The organism is Candidatus Marithrix sp. Canyon 246 (genome assembly GCF_001723685.1).
Lineage (GTDB): Bacteria > Pseudomonadota > Gammaproteobacteria > Beggiatoales > Beggiatoaceae > Marithrix.
In genome coordinates, this window is record NZ_MCBX01000003.1 from 84,920 (window position 1) to 105,254 (window position 20,335).

Here is a 20,335-nt window from a genome sequence, read left to right on the forward strand (position 1 = left end):
GTTATTTAAAAAATTATATCTTATCACAAAATCCGCCTAAATCGAAACTTAGGTTCTGGTGCAGCAGCCACTAATCCACTAGTGGTTTTTTGTAAGTTTTGATTATAAAATAATAAATAACCTTCACTCCAACCTAACAATAAAAATAATAGATAAATGGTTTGTTCTCCTAGCCAAACTGTAGCTATTGACCAAACTATTACAATATATATACTAAACAAAGTAAAACCTAGTGAGCTACCTAATGGCTGAGCTACTGGTTGTAACATTGCATGAGCAAATAAGCGCGTCATCATACTTAACAATAAAGCTAATAATAATCCTAAACCCATCATGCCATGTTGTAAAAAAATCAATAAATAATAATTATCAATTGAAGGTTGAGAAGGAACTTTTGGCCATGTCATACGCCCCCAGCCCCATACAAAACGTTTATTTGCTATATCAACATAATTTTCTATCAATTGCCAACGATATGCTACTGTTTGTTGATTTTCATTTCTTGCTAGTGCTGGATCTACAGAGGCATAATTAATAAACCAACTGATTGCTGGAATACCTACAATTACAAATAATGCTACCAGTGTCCAAAATATCGTCCAACGTTTTTTGGTTTTACCAATTAATAGTACAATTGCCGCAACAATTGCACCGCTTAAAGGGCCTCGTACTAAAGTTATCAATGCCCCTATAAATAAGGTAATGGTTAATAAAGTTGGCAAAGGTATTGGTAACCATTGTAATTGAGCTGGACGTTGAGGCCATGCTTGACTCCACTGTAACCAACGTTGAATTCGATAGCCTACAACCATTACAATACCTGCTAAAATAGCATGACCAAATGGACCGGCGGCGCGTGGTAAACCCCAACGATATTGAGTCGGCCATTCCCAACCTTGTCCACCAAAAAATGGTCCCATCACTTTTTGCCATAAAGTAAAATCTGCTTTTGTCACGGTCTGAAATAAAGCAAATACAGTTACCACTGCTAGAACAATTACAATGCTTTTAGCAAATTGTATCCGTAAACCGGCTGGTTCAATTAATGCTTTGGCTAAAACATAAGGTGCTATCACAGCTCCAATTACAGTGGCAATAAAATTTTGTGATTCCTTATAGCCAACATTGCTATATTCTGAATATATAAGTGTTAGAGCAAAGCCAAATACTAATACATCAGTAAATGAAAACTTCCACCCCGGGGTACCTCGTATAAACCAAACTCCTAAAATAGCTAAAATAGCCGCTTGTTGAGCATTAGGATCAGGTAAACCCGGGGCTTTCCAATAATAATAAGTAGGTATAAATAACAATACAGGCACATAAATTTTTAAAAAAGCCTTATGTGGTGATTGTGTTAAAGCATAATAAAATGCAATAAAGCCGGGTATAAGAATAATAATTGACATTTTTATTTAAGCCACAATTTCTGCTGCTACTTCTCCAATTTTAAGTTTTAAGCCTAATCTTAAAGGAGCAGCGCGTTGTGGTTCTATTACTTTTTTTGTTCCGTCAGGAAATAGAGCAGTCCATTCCATTGTCGTTAAATTTCTAATTCCCCATATTTTGGGATTATTAGGATTTTGGACGACTTGCCCAATAAGCTGAGATTCTGTAAATAATTGTTTGTTACTAGTTAATAATACAATCTGTTGACTAGTTTCATCTGTTAAAACTAATTTAGGTGCTATGGGAATTTCGCTATTACAATGCCAACAATTAAGTGGTGCTTGATCCCATAAATTTTCTGCTTGACATTTATTGCAGTTAATACTACCATTTTTTAGTTGCAAGAATAACTGTTGCCATTCGCCTTCTGTTACACGTGAACTAGGATTATGAATGCCATCAGTAAAAGCGCGAATAAATAAAGCTTGTAATGAAGCAGGGCAATAGTTCCAACGTTTATTAGCGGTACTATATTCAGGATCATTAGGTAATTTATTACGATTATCAATCGGGTCAAAAATAAAAACTGGTATTTCAGCATAAATACGCCGCTTAGCTGGAATATCCCAAACATAAATGTTATATTCCATTTGTCCATGAAATGGATGATGCCATACCCAAATATTAAATAATAATACCGCTAAAGCATATAAATCGGTTTCAATAGAAGGATCAGCTTTTGCTAGTATTAATTCTGGTGCCATATACTCCATAGTTCCCCATACTTGGGATTTGGATTGGCGATTAATACCTACATTATCATTATCACAAATTAAAACTTCGCCGCTATTTGGGTCAAACATAATATTACCAGCAGCAATATCACGATAACAATAACCGCTTAAATGTAAAGCGCGATAACTATTGGCAATTTGATAAGATATTTCGCAAAGAGTTGGCAAGCTAGGAGCTGGTTTACGATGTGCTTGCACTTCCCCTAATTCTGCAAAACGATTGGTATCAATAAGCGGCATTAAATAGCCAAATTCTTTTATTTGTTCTATAGTTATTATGTCTAGCGGCCAAATAAAACGTTGCCCAGCAATACCAGTTGGTCCACCTTGTTTAACTAAATAATTAATAGCTTCTTTTTGTTCTTGCGTTGATTGTTCAAAGCTATACCATTTTAAAGCATAGGTATTTTCACCATCAGTGACGCTATAAACTTCACCTTGACCACCTTCACCTAATTTTTCTTGTACTACTAGTCTTTGTTCTAAGGTATTTGCGTAAACTAATTGTCCTTTTTCTAATGACATTGCTTAAAACACCAATAATGCTAATATGGAAATAATTAATAACCATATTATAGTTAATAATATATTAATACGTTTTTGACTATAATTAATATTCTTAGTTAGGGATGATTTAATTTCTACTCCTAAAGCAAGTGCCCAACTTTCTACTGCCCAAGCAGCAACTTTTTTATCTAAGCCGACATTATCATAAAGTCGTTGTACTAAACGATTAAATAAAGCTGCCTTTGGTAAACCTCGTGGTGGATTTAACAAATCTGCTGCTACTCTTTGTTTTAAAGCATTAATTAAGGCAAAAATTTCAGCTTTATATTTTTTTTTACCAGCACACATATCTTGTAACCATGCTTCACAACGTTTCTGATCTTCACATATAGTATTGCCATGAGAATTAATTAATTCTTGCAATTTTTTACGCGGAAAATTGTTCATTTTTGTCTTCGCAATTTGACTTTAATGATTTTAGTCTTTTGCAAATTAATTTGCTGTTCAAATGCAATATAATTTGGTTTTTCAATTCGCAAAGTATATAAGCCCGGTGCGAGTGCTATATTATATAATGGTGTAGTTCCATAAGCTTTACCATTAATAAATACTTTATCATGATAAACATTTGAACGAATGGTCAAAGGGATGGTTTTGATTGCTGGTTGCTTTTTTTCAATCAGTTGTGGAGCAATTGGTTCCAGTTTTACTTGTGTTGTTGCTTCTGGTTCAACCAATAAAAAGACTATACTAAAAAAAAGAACAAGGCTAATAATTGCTAATGCTTTAACAGAGAAACGCCCTTTTGAGAGTTTATCTAATGAATTAGCCCAAGTGCTGACAGCCCATGCTGATAATTTTTTATCTAAACCTAAACCCTTATGTAAACGAGCAGTTAAGTAAGAAAATAATTGATTTTTTGGTAACCATAGAGGCGGATTCAGCAAATTTTCTGTGATTTTTTCTTTTAAAGCATTAACTAATAATGAGATTTCACGTTGATGTTTGCCACCACAACTATCCCTTAATAAAGCTTCACAACGTTTAGGATCTTCACACAAACAAGTACCATAATGGTTAATAAGTTGTGATAGGGCTTTATTAGGAGTCACATATGGTTTTTTTATGTGATGATCAAATACTCGCTGCTGATATTGTTTGGTTAGCAAGACTTCTAAACCTGCTTTTATTAAAGCATTTTTATCAGTAATTCCTGTTAATTCAGAAGCATTATCTAAAAGACTATCATCAATATTCAAGCTAGTTTTCATGAAAAAACCTTATGAAAGTTGAAAATAATCTGTGAACATGACTAATGTGATATCGTCACCAGTTGCTTGTGAAGAATAGTCATCTAACCATTGTGGTAATACAGATTCAACTGATTTCATTCCAAATTCCTGAATTCGTCGAAAAGTACTACTGCAAAAAGCATGAAATTGTACTTCATCTATAAACGCATTACTTAAACCATCAGTTGCTAATATTAAAGCTTCTCCTTTATTGCGTGTCAATATAACAATTTCCCAAAGTTTATCTGCACCCGGTGATGATAAAGAATAAGTATAATTAGCAATTAATTCATTATTTTCATTAAATAGATTTTCTATTTGATTTTCAGCAGTAAAACGCAGTATATCACCATCCCCAATTTTTCCCATTAGTAATATATCTGGTAACACCAATGCCACTAATAAAGTAGTGCCATAGCGTTTTATCATATAAGTATCATTTTGTTGTGTTAATGCAATCGGTAGAGATAATCTACGATTAAGTGCATCTTTTAATATAGCATTACGCCAATGCAAACCAAGGCGACGAGGAAAATTATCTTTAAAATTCTTTTTTAATAAGGTTAGACTCTTTTCTTGTGCATAAAAATTTTTAAAAAATGCTAGTAATTCTTTGATAGCAATTTCAACAGCATACTCTGCGCCGTATTGACTTAAATCATGATCTTTACTACCATGCCCATCCGCAACTGCTATAGCTAGACATTGTTTATCATCTATGCGTGTAGAAGCAACTGCATAAGCGTCTTGACAAGCAGTATGATTTTTACGGTGAGAAGCACCACGCCGCTTATTAGCTAACACCCAACCTAATTCTGTTTGTTGTAATGACATAGTAATTAAAATACATCATTAGAATCTGCTAATGTAGGTTGAGATTTAGGAGGTGGGCTAAGAATGATATTGTCATTATTTCTATTTTCTTTAAGATTAGCCTGTGAGGCACCAATTGTAGCAGTGACGCTAGCCCATTTGATATATTTAATAAGTTTTGCCGGATTATCTGCTTTAAGAACACCAATATCTTTATGACTGACAAATTTTAATAATTGATCTTCATCATAATCTGATTCATCACCTATAGCGATAGCTAAACGTACTGCCTTTTTACCCCAAGGTTGAGTTATTAACTTATTAATTGCGTTAATATATTCTTGTTCTGGATCAGTGCAGAAACCATCAGATATTAATAAACAAACCGGTGGTAATCCACGTCGTGGCATTTTTTCAAAGCTTAATTCATCAGCTAATAAGTCAATTGCTTTGGCAGTAGCTGTCATTCCATCAACATCTAATTCTGGCCATGAAAATTTTTCTAAAGATACAGCGTTTGGTCCTACATGCCAGCTAGCATCATCGGCAAATTTAATAACACGCATATTGACTTGTACTTGAGGATGATGAGATAATGCTTTTTTTACTTCTGGTAAAGCCTCACGAATTGCTTGGTTTAATGTAGCTATTTTTTGGCCGCTCATTGAGCCTGAATAATCAGTTATCCAAAAAAACTCTAAGGGACGTTTAGCAACTTCCCCACTTGGTGAAGGTATATTTGTTGTCATAATTTATATTATATATTTTGCTTGAATTACTACCATAATAATTTAACTAGCAAAAGTCATGGCAGTTTTTTAAAATCTTTAAAAAAATGTTTAATTGTTTATAATTGATGATTTCATATTTTCAAACCCTCTTTGGTTAAAAAATTAATTATGTCACAAGCCGCAGAATCATATATAGAAAATTATAATAAACTTAAGCAAATTGCTAAAACCATTGCTGAAACTGATGAACCTGATATTGATCAATTAGTTAGTTTAATTGGTGATGCAACTGAGGCTTATAAAAATTGTCAAGCACGTATTGAAGCGGTGGAAAAGGCTTGTTCTATTTCTAAAACTGCTGCAACTGTATAAAATGATCCAAATACAATTATTCTGTCTCCTTCATTGGCATTAGATAGTATTTGTTTGTAAGCTATGTCTATAGATGGATATTTATTTATCGCAGAAACTCCTAGATTTTTCAGTTGTGCTGCTATAAATCCACTGCTAACGGCGCGTTCTGCTTTTAAGTCTGTTACGTGCCATTCTGTAATAGAATCTATTAGTGTTTTTAATACTTGAACAATATCTTTGTCTTTTAGCATTCCTATCAGTGCATGGGTGTTAGCTTTACAAGTTTGTTCTGCCAATAAAGTGGCTAATTTTCGCGCTGCTAAAGGGTTATGTGCTACATCTAAAATACGTGTAATTGGTCCGGGTAATATTTGAAAACGCCCTGCTAATGTGGTTGTAGTTAATCCTTTTTCAATTGCCGCTTCCGAAATTGGAAACTTCAATAATTTTAATACCATTAAAACTCCAGCGGCATTTTGTTGTTGATATTCTCCGGCAAGTTTTGGTGCTGGTAAATTAGCTGGATAACTAAAATCACGATTTATACAATATAATGGTGACTGTAAGTTTTCAGCATGTTTGATCAAACTTTGTGGTGGATTAGGATCAGAACATACTGCTGGGCGTTGTTGACGCAATATTCCAGCTTTTTCAAAGCCAATAGCTTCTCTATCATCTCCTAGCCAATCTACATGATCAATATCAATGGCTGTGACTAAGGCAATTTCAGCATCAAAAATATTAACTGCATCTAATCTGCCGCCTAAACCTACTTCTAATATGGCTAAATCAACTTTATATTGTTGAAATATTAATACAGCGGCTAAGGTTGAGAATTCAAAATAAGTAAGTGAAATTTCTGCACGTGCTTTATCTATTAATTCAAAAGCTTGACAAATATCAGCATCTGTAGCAGTGTTACCATTAACACAAATACGTTCGTTGTAGTGTAATAAATGAGGTGAAGTATATCTACCGATATTATAACCAGCGGCAGATAAGATATTATCTAAAAACATCACGCTCGAACCTTTACCATTGGTGCCAGCAACGCTGATAATTGGAAAAGCTGGAGATAATAAATTTAGACGTTGAGCAACTGTACGACAACGTTCTAAGCCTAGTTCTATTTCTTTAGGATGTAGAGTTTGTTGCCAGTTTAGCCATTGATTTAGTGTATTAAAACGCATATTAATGATTAATTTTATGAATTATTGATATAATATACTATTATTATGAGAATTGCTTTAGGTATAGAATACGCTGGTACTAATTATTGTGGCTGGCAAATTCAAGATCATGCGCCTAGTGTGCAAGCTTGTGTTGAGGCGGCTTTGTCTAAGGTTGCTAATCATCCAGTCAAGGTGGTTTGTGCTGGGCGTACAGATACTGGGGTTCATGCTTTGGAACAGGTTGTTCATATTGATGTCACGGCTGAACGTAGTATGCGATCATGGATATTGGGAGCAAATGCAAATTTACCTACTGATATTAGTATTTTATGGGCAAAATTAGTTGATGATAATTTTCATGCTAGATTTTCAGCTACAGCGCGTCACTATCGTTATGTGATTTTAAATCGTATGACTCGCCCAGCTATATTAGCTAATAGAATAACTTGGGAAAATAGAAATTTAGATGTTAGCAAAATGCAAATAGCGGCTAATTATTTAATAGGTACTCATGATTTTAGTTCATATCGCGCCATTGTCTGTCAAGCAAACAGCCCTGTTCGCACAATATCAGTTTTAAAAATTGTTCGTAAAGATGATGAAGTTACTATAGATATATCAGCCAACGCTTTCTTGCATCACATGGTAAGAAATATTGCAGGAGTCTTGATGACAATTGGTTATGGTAAACAAGCTCCTGAATGGGCAAAAACTGTTTTAGACGCTAGAGATAGAAAATTGGGAGGAATCACAGCACCAGCAACTGGTTTATATTTTTGCCGTGTTGATTATAGATGATATCTAAAGAACTTTTTAAGTATTTTGAAAATACCAAAAATCTAAGCGTTAAACCCAAAAGCTAACAACATGTACAAAAATAGAATAGATAGAGATAGTTATCTACATAGTTTATTAGCAGAATTATGTCATCTACTTGTGTGGGGTATTGATGATCAAACTCATGAAATTGTTGGAACCGACTTTAAACACCGTTGTGTTAAAAAAGGTAATGAGGAACTAGAGAGTTGGTTATTACGCTTGTTCAATCCCAAAATAGAATTTCGTTTTTTTGAACTGCTTGCAAATGATCAACCAGTGGTTATTTTGGAAATTAATTGTGCTAATCATGAACCAGTTAAGTTTAAAGGCACGGCGTATATTCGTATAGGAAGTTATAAAAAACGACTTAAAGATTTTCCAGAAAAAGAACGTAAATTATGGCGTTTATTTGATAAAACCCCCTTTTGAACATCAAATTGCTCTCAATAATCTAAACGCTGATGAAGTCTTAATTTGTTTAGATTATCCTGCTTATTTTGATTTAACAGCACAAAATTTACCTAGTAATAAAAACGGTATTCTGCAACAGTTGGAAGCCGAAAAAATGATTAGAAAACATCGTATAGAAATGACCAATACAGGTAAACCATTAGTTGATCCTCAACGTTTTTTAGACACTCCGCCTCAGTCGCGTAATGAACCATTAGCGGCTTTTTTGCGGCGTATTGAAGTTTGTGAAGAACGTGGTAGTGGTATTGATAAAATAATGCAAGCGATTGAAAAACATCATTATCATTTACCTGCACCACAGTTTGAAGTACTAGAAAAACATACTCGTGTTACGCTTTCAGCAACCAAAACTTTTGCAAAAATGAATCGAGAAGAACGAATCATGACTTGTTATTTTCATGCTGGTTTGAAATATATAAATAAAAGCTATATGACAAGAACTTCTTTGCGCCAACGCTTACGCTGTAGCGATAATGCGGCTAAACAAGTCATTGGACAAACTTGTGAAAAATCTTTGCTTCGCTTATCAAATCCTGAAGCTAAACGTAATTTTCAATATTTGCCTTATTGGGCATAAAAATATCTTAATTTTATAAGCCGTATTTACATATAACGGATTATGGAAATAAACTTGTCTGAATCAGAATTTACAGAATTTAAGAATTAACAGGATGTCTTAATTGAAATTTATTCCTAGACGGTGTCTTATCAGAGATTATCTTGATTATTGAAAAGTTTTTTCCAAATATCTGGAAAATTATTTTTGATTAAATATTTCCATGCTACCGTTTCTGAACGACGCTTTTCTAAGTAGTCTTTGTGGTATATAAGCAGTATATTAATATATTCTGCATCATTATCTAAAAATAGAATAATTCTATTTCCAGATTTTTTGGGAGATTTCTGTGTTCCCGCAACTGCAAAATCAAATTTAAATAAACCATAGGAATCACAAAATTTAATACAATCTAAACGATCTGTATCTTTTAAGCGATAAATTCGCTTAAGAGATTCTATAATCGCTTTTTCTGTTATTTCCCACCCCTTGGTATATTTTTTCTTAAATTTATTTTGATAATGTTTTTTAGAATACTCAGAAAAACTCACATTGAAATCAATGTCTTTAATAAACATTCTTCGGTTCCTCTTGAGTAATCAGTTCATAAGGAATAACTTCATTATCTCGTGAAATTTTCCATGGTAACTGTTCATGTGTGAAATCAACAATACTTTCCGTATTGTGCTGACACCATTTCTTAGCAATTTCCCGAATTAATTCAATTTCTGATTCGTTGAGCAATTCCCTTTCTGGTTCTTCTATTAGAGAAATAAGATTAGCCACTCCTTTTTTTTCTTCTAGTGCAATGCCATGAGCAATCATATATTCTAATACTGAGAAAAATTCTACAGTTACTGGACCATATGGCAACTTTTTATATTCAAATCCGGTCATGGGAGTTAAAAATTTATAAAACATTGCAAAATCTGCTAGATAAACCAATTTCGCCAGTTTAGTTTTCGTAATTTTTCCATCTTTCATGGCACCATCTGCAATACAATGTGCAATGATTTCTTGTAATTTTTTTAAAGCGGGTGTTTTCATTTGTGTGTCTCAATAATGAAGATTTAACATTTTGACATATTCATAATATTTTAACTTGTAAATTTACATTTGTCTATAATATTTGAGGTGATTATAGCTTATGTTATAATAATGATTCAAGAACTGAAATGGAAAATACCAATTATGGAATTAACTTCGTGAGGATTGGATTAATCAACATTTACCTAAAGCCAGTTTGGCTCATATTCTAAATCACATAAACTCAATAAATTATTAGAAGAAGTTATTCAAGCAACCGCATTTAAAACAAACAAATCAAAATATCGCAGTGATTTAATGGTGATTACAGTCTGTGCTGAAGAATACAGATATAATTTTGATAGCGTAGTTATATGTAATCAATTACTCAAAGAACTTATTAGTTTTGAACTAAACGCAGTTTAACTATGCTTTTGTTGCGTTGATTATTTTTTAATTATTTGCTGCCGCCGCCTACTTACCTGACCAATCAATAAGTATTCTTATGCTATAATAAACAATGACTAAATTAATAGACAATTTTAATAGAAAAGTTACCTACTTACGCATGTCAGTTACAGATCGTTGTGATTTTCGGTGTGTTTATTGTATGACTGAGAAAATGCGATTTTTACCGCGTAATCAAGTTTTAACTTTAGAAGAATTAGAATTTTTAGGGCGTGCTTTTGTAGAGCTTGGAGTAAATAAAATTAGAATTACTGGTGGTGAGCCGCTAGTACGTAATAATATTTTAACTTTATTACAAAGCTTAGGAAAATTAAGCGGCTTAACAGAGTTAGTTATAACTACTAATGGTTCGCAATTAACAAAAATGGCTGAACAATTACGAGCCGCTGGTGTTAAACGTATTAATATTAGTCTTGATAGTTTAAAAGCTGAACGATTTGAAAAAATGACTCGTGTAGCTAAACTTGATCAAGTATTGGCTGGTATTGATGCCGCTATAAATGCAGGATTTGAAGCTATAAAATTAAATACTGTTATTTTAAAAAATCGTAATGATGATGAAATCAATGATTTAGTAGCATTTGCTATAGATAAAGCTATAGATATTAGTTTTATTGAAGAAATGCCATTAGGAGTTGTAAGTGATCATCAACGTTCTGAGACTTTTTATTCTAATCAACAAGTTTTAAAAAAGCTTGAAAAATCATATACATTAATTGAAAGTATAAAGAATACGGGTGGACCATCTAAGTATTATAATGTAATAGATACAAACACCCGCGTTGGCTTTATTTCTCCTCATAGCCATAATTTTTGTGACACTTGTAATCGAGTACGCTTAACAACAGAAGGGCGTTTATTATTATGTTTAGGGCAAGAACACTCAATTGACTTAAAACATATAATACGAGCTAATCCTGACAATATGTCATTAGTCAAACAAGCCATAATTAATGCAATGGATATAAAACCCAAGGGGCATGATTTTGATATAAATCAATCTCCAGAAATTATACGTTATATGAATATGACGGGTGGATAATCTTGATATATACTTGTATTATAGTTTATATATTTTTTTAAAAGAGGCATCTTTTGGCAATTCATCAATTCCATTATCAAGCCTGTGATGCAGCAGGTAAAGTTCAAGAAGGGCAAATTTCTGCTGAAACTGAGCAGGAAGTTGTTAATACCTTACAAAGTAAGCAGTTAATTCCTTTAAAAATCGAAAAACAAGCCGCTCAGGGTAGTTTTTTCAAGCGACAAACCATTAAAAATGATGACATCATTGATTTTACTAATGGCTTAACCACTTTGGTTGAAGCGCGAGTTCCTTTAGATAGAGCTTTAGGGCTATTGCAAGGTTTAACCGAAAAGCAAGTTGTTCAACAACTAATTGAAGATTTACGGCGCGATGTTAAAGATGGTAAAACTTTAGCCGATGCTTTACAAACACGCCCTGATATTTTTTCCAAAATGTATATCAATATGGTACACGCTGGTGAGGAAGGCGGTATCTTAGAAACTTTATTGCCTAAATTAGCAGACTTTATGGAAGCTGCGGATAAGGCTAAGCGTTCGATTTTATCATCCTTAATTTATCCTATCATTTTAGGAGTGGTTGGCATACTTAGTGTAATTATGTTATTGGTATTTGTAGTACCATCATTTGCTACTTTATTTGAAGATATGGGATCTAATATTCCAGCTTCAGCCGCGTTTTTATTGGCTTTAAGTGATTGGTTAGTCCATTATGGATGGACTTTAGTGGCGGTGCCAATTTTAATTGGGTATTGGTGGCGACAATTAGACTCTACACCTGAGCGGCGTTTCAAACGCGATACTATGTTATTATCTTTACCCTTGCTTGGTAGCCTGATTTTACAAGCAGAAACTTCACGTTTTTGTCGTACCTTGGGCGCATTACTTGGAGCAGGCATTCCTTTATTAAAAGCCTTACATATTGCTCGTGGTGTTATGGAAAATCAGGTACTTACCAAAAGTTTAGCCCAAATAGAAGAAACTGTACGTGGTGGTACTAGTTTAGGAAAAGCTCTGGTAAATCAAGCTAAATTTCCAGTATTATTAGCGCAACTGGTTATAGTTGGTGAAGAATCAGGGCGCACGGCTGAGATTTTAGATAAATTAGCAGCAACATTTGATACTTATGTTAAACAACAAACCTCACGTTTGGTAGATTTATTGGAACCATTAATGATTTTAATATTAGGAATTGTTGTAGGTTCAATAGTTATTATTATGTTATCTGCAATATTTAGTATAAATGAAGTCAATTATTAATTAATTAAAGTATATGTATTGTAATTTAGAAAAACAAATTATTGTAGTGTTGTTATCTAGTAGCATATTGCTAGCTTGCACTGCAAGACCGCAACAACCACAACCACAAAAATCTAGAGTTAGTGCAGAAGAATTGGCGATGTTTGATGCAGCTGTAGTTACTAAAACTCCTAGAACTCAGCCACTAATAGCAGAATTGCCTACTTCTCAGCCTCAATCTTTACTGGGCATCAATCAAAAAGGGCAATTACCGATAGTTACTACTATTACTGAGCATAATATCAATTTACCAGATATAGATTTATCTGACGATGATCCAATTAATTTGGATTTTGATCAAGTTGCTTTGCGGCAAGTTCTACAAATTCTTAGTGACGCTTTGGGTATAGGTATAATTATTGATCCCAAAATTACTGAGAAGGTGACAATACGCACAGCTAAAGATAAACCTTTGACTAAAAAGGATTTATGGCCATTGTTACAAATGTTATTAAGGGATGCTGAGATTACAATGGAGAGGAAAGGTAATGTTTATTATGTCAAGAAAACCAAACCTGAACATTTACCAGATACAGTTGGTATGATTCCAGAAACATTAACTGCTACTTCGTTTGAAGAGGTAATGCAAGTTACTCCTTTACGTTATATTACAGCGGATGCAGTGAAAAATGTTATTGATCCATTATTGAAACCAAAGGGGCGTATAGTAGCATTACCCGGTTTAAATTTTATTGGGATTGTAACTACACCGGCAAGATTAAAGCGTATTAACAAGTTAATTAAGGTTATAGATGCTGATCCTTTTTTACATCGTGGAATGCGTTTATTTCGTTTGTATAATTCTAAAGCGACTGAAGTTCAAGCGGAACTAGATAAAATTTTAAAAGCTATGTCAGGTAATACCAAATCAACTTATCAAGTTATTGCTTTAGAGCGTGTTAATGCTTTATTAGTAGTTGCTCCACCTCGTAGTGGTTTTAGTAAAGTAGCTTCATGGGTTCAGATTTTAGATGAAAGAACTCCAGATATAACTCAACAGTTATTTGTTTATAAAGTAAAAAACTTAGAAGCTAAAAAATTACAAACTACTTTATCAGCGGCTTTTAAAATCACTGATAAAAAAGCCGCTGAAGAAAAAAGACAACGGGAATTACGTCAACAACAGAATCAAACTGCTATAACTAATCCACCTTTAGCACCTCCGGGTTATGGTTTATTACCTGTGTCAGCAGAATTAGATATTACTATAGTTGCTGATGAAGCGACAAATAGCTTATTGATACGGGCAACAGCTAAAGAATATAGACAATTATTAGAAACTATTGCTGTACTTGATCAAATACCGAAAGAAGTATTGATAAATGTAGTAATTGCAGAAGTTGGTTTAAGTGAAGTTAATAAGTTTGGTATTGATTGGAGTTATATGTTTGGTGGGAACGCTAGAGAAGGCAGCGGCGATACAGTTCAGCGTAGCTATATTGGCACTGAGTTTAAGGTAGGTTCAGCTTCAGGTTTAGTTCTTAATCATTTAGCAGGTAGCATAAATGCATTGTTAAATGTAATTTCAACACATAATCAGACTCGTATCTTATCGCGCCCTTCATTATTAGTACGTAATAATGAAGAAGCTTCAATTAATGTTGGTGCTAATGAGCCATATTTAGGCGATCTTACTACTGGGGCGGTTGGTGTTCAACCAACTCAAAGTGTCCAATATAAAGATGTAGGGATTACTGTCAAAGTCACACCTCGTATTAATGATGATGGTATTATTAATATGAAAATATATCAAGAACTATCGCAACTAGGGGATCTGAGAACTGAAAAACAGTTACAATCTTTTATTCAACGTAAGATAGAAACACATGTAGTTGTACGTGATCGTAGCGCGATTATTATTGGTGGTTTAATTGAAACCATTAATAAAGATAATAAACAAAGTATTCCCGGTTTAAGAGATATACCAGTTATAGGTGATAAAGTTTTTTCTACAAGCGATTTAGATAATAAGCGTACCGAATTAGTATTAATCATTGTACCTCAAATAGTTGATCCAGCAGTAGATAATAGTCCAATTATACAAAATTTCAAACGACAAATGAAAAAAATAGCAAAATTATTAAACAACGAATATGTATTTGTTGGTGAAATAGCTGATCTACCACAACAGAGAAAAAATAATTAATGAACACACATAAGCAAGTTGAAGAATATTACGGCAAAACATTACAAAGTTCACAAGATTTAAAAACTGATGCTTGTTGCACTGATAGCAATATACCTGCTTATATAAAAACTGCTCTTGCTGATGTGCATGATGAAGTCATGGCGCGTTATTATGGTTGTGGCTTAGTCGCGCCAGAACAGTTAGATGCTATGCGTATTTTGGATTTAGGTTCAGGCTCTGGGCGAGATTGTTATGTTTTATCGCGCTTAGTTGGTGAAAATGGTTATGTTGTTGGTGTTGATATGACAACTGAGCAACTTGATGTTGCTAATAAATATATTGATTACCACACAGAAAAATACGCTTATCAGAAAGCTAATATTGAATTTAAGCATGGTTATATTGAGCGTTTAGATGAATTAGGTTTAGCTGATAATAGTTTTGATATTATCATTTCAAATTGTGTTATTAATCTATCACCAGATAAAGAATCTGTACTACGTGAAGCTTATCGAGTCTTAAAACCCGGTGGTGAATTGTACTTTTCTGATGTTTATGCTGATAGGCGGGTGCCAGAAACTCTTACGAAAGATCCTGTATTATATGGAGAATGTTTAAGTGGTGCTTTATATTGGAATGATTTTATCAGATTAGCTAAAGCGGCGGGATTTAAAGATCCACGTTTAGTAGAAGATCGAACTTTGGCTATTAATAATCAATCTGTAGCTGATTTATTAGGAAATATTAATTTTTATTCTGCTACATATCGCCTGTTTAAATTGCCGAATTTAGAAACTGCTTGTGAAGATTATGGGCAAGCGGTAATTTATAAAGGTACGGTTCCACATAATGAACATGTATTTACATTAGATCAACACCATGTTATTGAAATTGGGAAAGTTTTTCCAGTTTGTGGGAATACATATCAAATGTTACATGATAGCCGCTTTGCAGTTCATTTTGAATTTATTGGCAATTGGGATACACATTATGGCATTTTTGAAGATTGTGGAACTAGTGTTCCATTTAGCGGGGGTGGCGGATGTTGCTAAAAAGGCTTAATCGCTTAGAAGAACATTTGATTGCCTTACTGTTAGCGGCTATGACATTAATAACATTTTCTCAAGTTATAGCACGCTATTTTTTTAATAGCGGCGCAGTATGGGCATTGGAATTAACTACATATTTATTTGCTTGGTTAGTTTTATTTGGAATGTCTTACGGTGTGCGCGTTAGAGGGCATATTGGAGTTGACGTTGTTACCAGATTATTATCCAATAAATGGCAAAGAATTTTTGCCATTGTAGCCGCTTTATTATGTATCCTTTATTGTGTGCTGATATTTATCGGTGGATTAGAATACGTTTATAAATTTTATGAACTAGGTATAGGTGCCGAAGACTTACCGATTAAACAATGGATTATTTATAGTATATTACCCATTGGATTTCTGTTACTGTTTTTTCGCTTTGTGGAAGTGATATTTAACAAGGAATAAAAAATGAAATATCGTGTATTAGTTGAAGTAGATGAAGATGGCATGTTTGTGGTTCAAGTTCCTTCTTTGCCGGGGTGTTTATCACAAGGAGAAACCAGAAAAGAAGCATTAAAGAATATTGAAGAAGCCATTGCCGTTTATTTAGAAAGCTTACAAGCATATGATGAACCAATTCCGCCTTCAATTTATGAAGAATTGGTGGAGGTAGCAGCGTGAGCAGTTTGCCTTGTGTTTCTGGGCGTAAAGTTGTCTATGCGCTAAGTAAAATCGGTTACGAAAAAGATAGACAGAGGGGTAGTCATATAGTGTTAAGAGAAATAGAATACCCTCATAGGCGACTTGTAGTTCCAGATCACAATGAAGTTGCTAAAGGAACACTTCGTGCCATAATAAGCCAAGCAGGGTTGACAGTTAAAGAATTTATTGAGCTATTAAACTAAGGAATGTTCCTAGAACGACAATAAATCCCCCCCTTTGAAAAAAAGGGGGTTAGGGGGGGATTTAATTCAACAATCCCCATCTTCATTTTCCCGACTAAATTTCATATTACCAAACCGTAACACTAATTCTGCTAATGTAAGAATGAAAATAGCAATGGTCAGCGTTATAATTGATTCATTTGGCAATGTTTTTATATCAATTGCAAGCAGTCTAGTTAAAGCTGTAATTGCTATATAGATTAAGAATCTTACTGGTAAGCGGTGAGTCTTAAAATAAATGCCGATCATCGCACCTAATTCTAGGTAGATGAATAATAGTAGAATATCATCTAACCCAGCATGTGATTGGTGCATTATACCTATATAAGCATGAACTGCTGACCAAACTACAGTTCCTCCAACCACAAATAATCCAACGGTGTGAAATAGTTCGACTAATACATCGCCTGCTTTTTCTATGTAATTAAATGATTTAGTATTTCTCATATATAATAAAACCTGACAGGTTTTAAAAACCTGTCAGGTTTCTAATTAATCAGAATTTGCTTCCAAATTCTCTTCAGCTTCTAACCATAATAGATTAATGATACCTATTGAACTGGCTAATAATACTCCTAATATCCAAGCAAAATACCACATAATTATTATTTCCTCTTAGTATGATGTGTGTTCAGTATCACGAATATGTTGTACTGTAATTTTACCACGTAATACACTATATACCCAACTAGTATAAAATATTATTAGAGGGATAAATATTACGCTAGCCCAAAATATAATTGTCAAAGTCAGATAGCTAGAAGCAGAATCCCAAACAATCAAGCTATGATTAGGATTAGTGCTGGATGGCATTACAAATGGAAACATCGCCATGCCGGCTGTCATAATCACACCAACTATGCTCATACTACTTGCAATAAATGCTAATACTGGTGCATTTAACGCTGACCAAAATATAGCTATAATAGCACCTAAAAATGCTAATGCTGGAAATAACATTGACCAAGAATATGTTTCATAATTACTCATCCATGCTCCGGGAGCAATTTCAACAGTTTTTGCTAAAGGATTTGATAAAGCATCAAGTGCTGGCATTGAAATAACTTTAAAACCATCAATACCATAAGCGATCCATACACCAGCTATAGCAAAGCTAACTATAAATATTAGACCAAATAGTTTGACTGCTTTTTTACAACGATCATAAATAACATCGGTAGTACGTATTTGCAAATAAACAGCACCATGCATGATTAACATGGTCAGACTAACAATACCTGCTAATAAGGCAAATGGATTTAATAATCCCCAAAAACTACCGGTATAAAAGGAACGTAACTCATCATCAAAATGGAATGGCACCCCTTGTAATAAATTACCAAAGGCAATCCCAAATATCAATGGAGGTACGAAACCGCCTATAAACAAGCCCCAATCCCATGTTGATCTCCAACGGGGATCCTTTAATTTACTACGATAATCAAAACCAACTGGACGGAAAAATAAAGCAAATAATGTTAATAACAATGCTATATAAAAGCCGGAAAATGAGACCGCATAAACAATAGGCCATGCAGCAAAGATGGCTCCAGCCGCGGTAACAAACCAGACTTGATTACCTTCCCAAGTCGCGCCGATAGAATTAATAATCACACGACGTTCCTCATCAGTTTTTCCTAGAAAGGGTAATAAAGCGCCGACACCCATATCAAAACCATCCATAAGTGCAAAGCTAATTAGCAATACACCTACAAGTAGCCATGTAATAAGTTTTAAAGTGTCATAATCAAATATCATTTACTTGCTCCATTTTCAAAATGATAGCGTCCAGTATGTAAGCTACTTGGACCAAGTCGAGCATATTTAAACATCAAATACATTTCAACTACTAATAACAAGGTATAAAAAGCAATAAAACCACCTATACTAAAATATAATTCGCCAACAGTTCGCGTTGAAACACTTAAATGTGTAGGTAATATTCCACCAATAGTCCAAGGTTGTCTGCCAACTTCTGCGACAATCCAACCCATTTCACAGGCTATCCAAGGTAAAGGTATGGCAAATAATGCACTCCATAATAACCAACGTTGATTAACAATTGTACGTTTAGCTGTAAAGTAGAAAGCTAATAAGAACAATAATAACATTAAGAAGCCTGATGCCACCATAACGCGAAATGCCCAAAATAGAGGTGCAACTGGTGGAATAGTATCAAGTGCAGCTTTCTTAATTTGCTCTTCAGTTGCGTCAACTACATTTACGGTATATTTTTTCAATAATAAACCATAACCTAACTCATGCTTATATTTTTCAAACTTAGCTTTAGTTTCTTCACGCACTTTGCCTTCTTGTTTAAGCTCTTTACGTAGCTGTTTAAATAAACCATAAGCAATCATACCTTGACGAATACGCCCCTCGTTAATTTTAATTAAGTCTTTAATTCCTGTCACTTCATGACTAATAGAACGAGTTGCAATAATACCCATTACATATGGTATTTTAAGAGCGTAATCAGTATGTTGTGTTTCTTGATTGGGGAATCCAAAAGCAGTAAATGCAGCAGGTGCTTCTTCTGTATGCCATTCAGCTTCTATAGCAGCTAATTTTACTTTTTGAACTTCACCAGCGTTATAACCACTTTCGTCGCCTAAGATAATCACTGAAAGTATAGAAGCTAAACCAAAACCAGAAGCTACTGCAAAGGAGCGGGTAGCAAAGGCTAAATCGCGTTTTTTCAGCATATAATAAGCACTGATACCTAACACAAAAATAGAAGCAGTAACATATCCAGCAGCTACAGTATGAACAAATTTAACTTGAGCGACAGGGTTAAAAATAACCTGAGCAAAGCTAGTTAATTCCATACGCATGGTTTCATAGTTAAATTCAGCACCAACTGGATTTTGCATCCAACCGTTTGCAATCAAAATCCATAATGCAGACATATTAGAAGCAAAGGCAATTAACCATGTCACCATTAAATGTTTACGCTTACTTAAACGATCCCAACCGAAGAAAAACAGACCGATCATAGTCGATTCTAAAAAGAAAGCCATCATGCCTTCAATGGCTAAAGGTGCGCCAAAAATATCACCTACATAATGGGAATAATAAGCCCAATTGGTTCCAAACTGGAATTCCAGTGTCAAACCAGTAGTTACACCAAGTGCGAAGTTAATTGCGAACAATTTACCCCAAAACATTGTCATATCTCTATAAATCTGTTTATTAGTCATTACATAAACAGATTCCATAATCGCCATTAAGAATGACAACCCTAAAGTTAGGGGTACAAATAAGAAGTGATACATTGCCGTAATGGCAAATTGAAGACGTGACAAGTCAACCACGCTTTCATCAATCATAAATTTTCTCCTAATAAAACTTTATCAATATCAGGTGCTTGCCATGATATGGCAACTGGATTATTAAAAAAAGTTATTTTTAAAAAATAAAGAATTAATACTTTAATTGCTAACACTATTATTAATTCACGTATTAATGGTCTTTGAAAAAACTTATACATATTGTTTC

At 33.9% G+C, this 20,335-nt stretch carries 25 protein-coding genes; 11 read left to right on the top strand and 14 right to left on the bottom strand.

Annotation, left to right across the window (positions count from 1 at the left end):
- Positions 1-23: 23 nt before the first annotated feature.
- From BHU68_RS02880 to BHU68_RS02905, 6 genes are read right to left on the bottom strand one after another with little or no spacing between them, the layout of a single operon-like run.
- Positions 24-1,409, bottom strand: a complete 1,386-nt coding sequence (locus BHU68_RS02880; RefSeq protein WP_069470534.1) for an O-antigen ligase family protein — start codon at positions 1,407-1,409, stop codon at positions 24-26.
- A gap of 6 nt (positions 1,410-1,415) precedes the next feature.
- Positions 1,416-2,708 (bottom strand): protein kinase domain-containing protein, encoded by a 1,293-nt coding sequence (locus BHU68_RS02885; protein WP_069470533.1) that lies wholly within the window; start codon positions 2,706-2,708, stop codon positions 1,416-1,418.
- 3 nt (positions 2,709-2,711) lie between these two features.
- Entirely contained in the window at positions 2,712-3,137 is a 426-nt protein-coding gene (locus BHU68_RS02890) for a hypothetical protein (RefSeq protein ID WP_069470532.1), read from the bottom strand.
- Positions 3,134-3,961, bottom strand: a complete 828-nt coding sequence (locus tag BHU68_RS02895; protein WP_069470531.1) for a PEGA domain-containing protein — start codon at positions 3,959-3,961, stop codon at positions 3,134-3,136. Before BHU68_RS02895 ends, BHU68_RS02890 begins: the two co-directional genes overlap by 4 nt.
- Positions 3,962-3,970: 9 nt before the next feature.
- Positions 3,971-4,816: a PP2C family serine/threonine-protein phosphatase gene (locus tag BHU68_RS02900; protein ID WP_069470530.1), complete on the bottom strand. Its 846-nt coding sequence runs from the start codon at positions 4,814-4,816 to the stop codon at positions 3,971-3,973.
- A 5-nt stretch (positions 4,817-4,821) separates the two neighbouring features.
- Positions 4,822-5,544, bottom strand: coding sequence for a vWA domain-containing protein (locus BHU68_RS02905; protein ID WP_069470529.1), 723 nt, complete (start codon positions 5,542-5,544; stop codon positions 4,822-4,824).
- 150 nt (positions 5,545-5,694) lie between these two features.
- Here BHU68_RS02905 and xseB point away from each other — a divergent pair, with 150 nt between their 5' ends.
- A complete protein-coding gene (gene xseB / locus BHU68_RS02910) occupies positions 5,695-5,898 on the top strand; it encodes an exodeoxyribonuclease VII small subunit (RefSeq protein WP_069470528.1) in 204 nt (67 codons plus the stop codon).
- On the opposite strand, the gene folC is transcribed toward xseB, so the two are convergent.
- Positions 5,835-7,070: a bifunctional tetrahydrofolate synthase/dihydrofolate synthase gene (gene folC, locus BHU68_RS02915; protein ID WP_069470527.1), complete on the bottom strand. Its 1,236-nt coding sequence runs from the start codon at positions 7,068-7,070 to the stop codon at positions 5,835-5,837. The two genes, xseB and folC, sit on opposite strands and share 64 nt — an antisense overlap.
- 45 nt (positions 7,071-7,115) lie before the next feature.
- Between folC and truA the strand changes: the two genes are divergently transcribed.
- From truA to BHU68_RS17495, 3 genes are all read left to right on the top strand, one after another.
- Positions 7,116-7,850: a tRNA pseudouridine(38-40) synthase TruA gene (gene truA / locus BHU68_RS02920; protein ID WP_171899468.1), complete on the top strand. Its 735-nt coding sequence runs from the start codon at positions 7,116-7,118 to the stop codon at positions 7,848-7,850.
- A 69-nt stretch (positions 7,851-7,919) separates the two neighbouring features.
- Positions 7,920-8,300 (top strand): ATP-binding protein, encoded by a 381-nt coding sequence (locus BHU68_RS17490; protein WP_069470525.1) that lies wholly within the window; start codon positions 7,920-7,922, stop codon positions 8,298-8,300.
- Complete coding sequence (locus tag BHU68_RS17495; RefSeq protein WP_069470524.1) at positions 8,281-8,919, top strand: ATP-binding protein; 639 nt, start codon at positions 8,281-8,283, stop codon at positions 8,917-8,919. The genes BHU68_RS17490 and BHU68_RS17495 overlap by 20 nt, the downstream gene beginning before the upstream one ends.
- 131 nt (positions 8,920-9,050) lie before the next feature.
- On the opposite strand, the gene BHU68_RS02935 is transcribed toward BHU68_RS17495, so the two are convergent.
- Together BHU68_RS02935 and BHU68_RS02940 are read right to left on the bottom strand one after the other, a co-directional pair.
- Positions 9,051-9,476, bottom strand: a complete 426-nt coding sequence (locus BHU68_RS02935; protein ID WP_069470523.1) for a hypothetical protein — start codon at positions 9,474-9,476, stop codon at positions 9,051-9,053.
- Positions 9,466-9,945 (bottom strand): Panacea domain-containing protein, encoded by a 480-nt coding sequence (locus BHU68_RS02940; protein ID WP_069470522.1) that lies wholly within the window; start codon positions 9,943-9,945, stop codon positions 9,466-9,468. Before BHU68_RS02940 ends, BHU68_RS02935 begins: the two co-directional genes overlap by 11 nt.
- A gap of 499 nt (positions 9,946-10,444) precedes the next feature.
- Between BHU68_RS02940 and moaA the strand changes: the two genes are divergently transcribed.
- The 7 genes from moaA to BHU68_RS18230 are packed head-to-tail and all read left to right on the top strand — an operon-like array spanning position 10,445 to position 16,798.
- Positions 10,445-11,434 (top strand): GTP 3',8-cyclase MoaA, encoded by a 990-nt coding sequence (gene moaA, locus BHU68_RS02945; protein ID WP_069470521.1) that lies wholly within the window; start codon positions 10,445-10,447, stop codon positions 11,432-11,434.
- A 53-nt stretch (positions 11,435-11,487) separates the two neighbouring features.
- On the top strand, positions 11,488-12,693 hold the full coding sequence (locus tag BHU68_RS02950; protein ID WP_069470520.1) for a type II secretion system F family protein: 1,206 nt from the start codon (positions 11,488-11,490) through the stop codon (positions 12,691-12,693).
- Positions 12,694-12,706: 13 nt separating this feature from the next.
- A complete protein-coding gene (gene gspD / locus BHU68_RS02955) occupies positions 12,707-14,878 on the top strand; it encodes a type II secretion system secretin GspD (protein WP_069470519.1) in 2,172 nt (723 codons plus the stop codon).
- Positions 14,878-15,912: a methyltransferase domain-containing protein gene (locus tag BHU68_RS02960; RefSeq protein WP_069470518.1), complete on the top strand. Its 1,035-nt coding sequence runs from the start codon at positions 14,878-14,880 to the stop codon at positions 15,910-15,912. Before gspD ends, BHU68_RS02960 begins: the two co-directional genes overlap by 1 nt.
- Positions 15,903-16,358: a TRAP transporter small permease gene (locus BHU68_RS02965; RefSeq protein ID WP_069470517.1), complete on the top strand. Its 456-nt coding sequence runs from the start codon at positions 15,903-15,905 to the stop codon at positions 16,356-16,358. The genes BHU68_RS02960 and BHU68_RS02965 overlap by 10 nt, the downstream gene beginning before the upstream one ends.
- A gap of 3 nt (positions 16,359-16,361) precedes the next feature.
- Complete coding sequence (locus BHU68_RS02970; protein WP_069470516.1) at positions 16,362-16,574, top strand: type II toxin-antitoxin system HicB family antitoxin; 213 nt, start codon at positions 16,362-16,364, stop codon at positions 16,572-16,574.
- Positions 16,571-16,798, top strand: a complete 228-nt coding sequence (locus tag BHU68_RS18230) for a type II toxin-antitoxin system HicA family toxin (protein ID WP_069470515.1) — start codon at positions 16,571-16,573, stop codon at positions 16,796-16,798. Before BHU68_RS02970 ends, BHU68_RS18230 begins: the two co-directional genes overlap by 4 nt.
- Positions 16,799-16,864: 66 nt before the next feature.
- Here the strand turns inward: BHU68_RS18230 and BHU68_RS02980 are convergent, their stop codons facing one another.
- The 5 genes from BHU68_RS02980 to cydP are packed head-to-tail and all read right to left on the bottom strand — an operon-like array spanning position 16,865 to position 20,327.
- Complete coding sequence (locus BHU68_RS02980) at positions 16,865-17,284, bottom strand: phosphate-starvation-inducible protein PsiE (protein ID WP_069470514.1); 420 nt, start codon at positions 17,282-17,284, stop codon at positions 16,865-16,867.
- A gap of 45 nt (positions 17,285-17,329) precedes the next feature.
- A complete protein-coding gene (gene cydX / locus BHU68_RS02985) occupies positions 17,330-17,437 on the bottom strand; it encodes a cytochrome bd-I oxidase subunit CydX (protein ID WP_069470513.1) in 108 nt (35 codons plus the stop codon).
- Between the two features lie 15 nt (positions 17,438-17,452).
- On the bottom strand, positions 17,453-18,595 hold the full coding sequence (cydB, locus tag BHU68_RS02990; RefSeq protein ID WP_069470512.1) for a cytochrome d ubiquinol oxidase subunit II: 1,143 nt from the start codon (positions 18,593-18,595) through the stop codon (positions 17,453-17,455).
- Positions 18,592-20,166, bottom strand: coding sequence for a cytochrome ubiquinol oxidase subunit I (locus tag BHU68_RS02995; protein WP_069470511.1), 1,575 nt, complete (start codon positions 20,164-20,166; stop codon positions 18,592-18,594). Before BHU68_RS02995 ends, cydB begins: the two co-directional genes overlap by 4 nt.
- Positions 20,163-20,327, bottom strand: a complete 165-nt coding sequence (gene cydP, locus BHU68_RS17085; protein ID WP_171899467.1) for a cytochrome oxidase putative small subunit CydP — start codon at positions 20,325-20,327, stop codon at positions 20,163-20,165. The genes BHU68_RS02995 and cydP overlap by 4 nt, the downstream gene beginning before the upstream one ends.
- Positions 20,328-20,335: the final 8 nt, after the last annotated feature.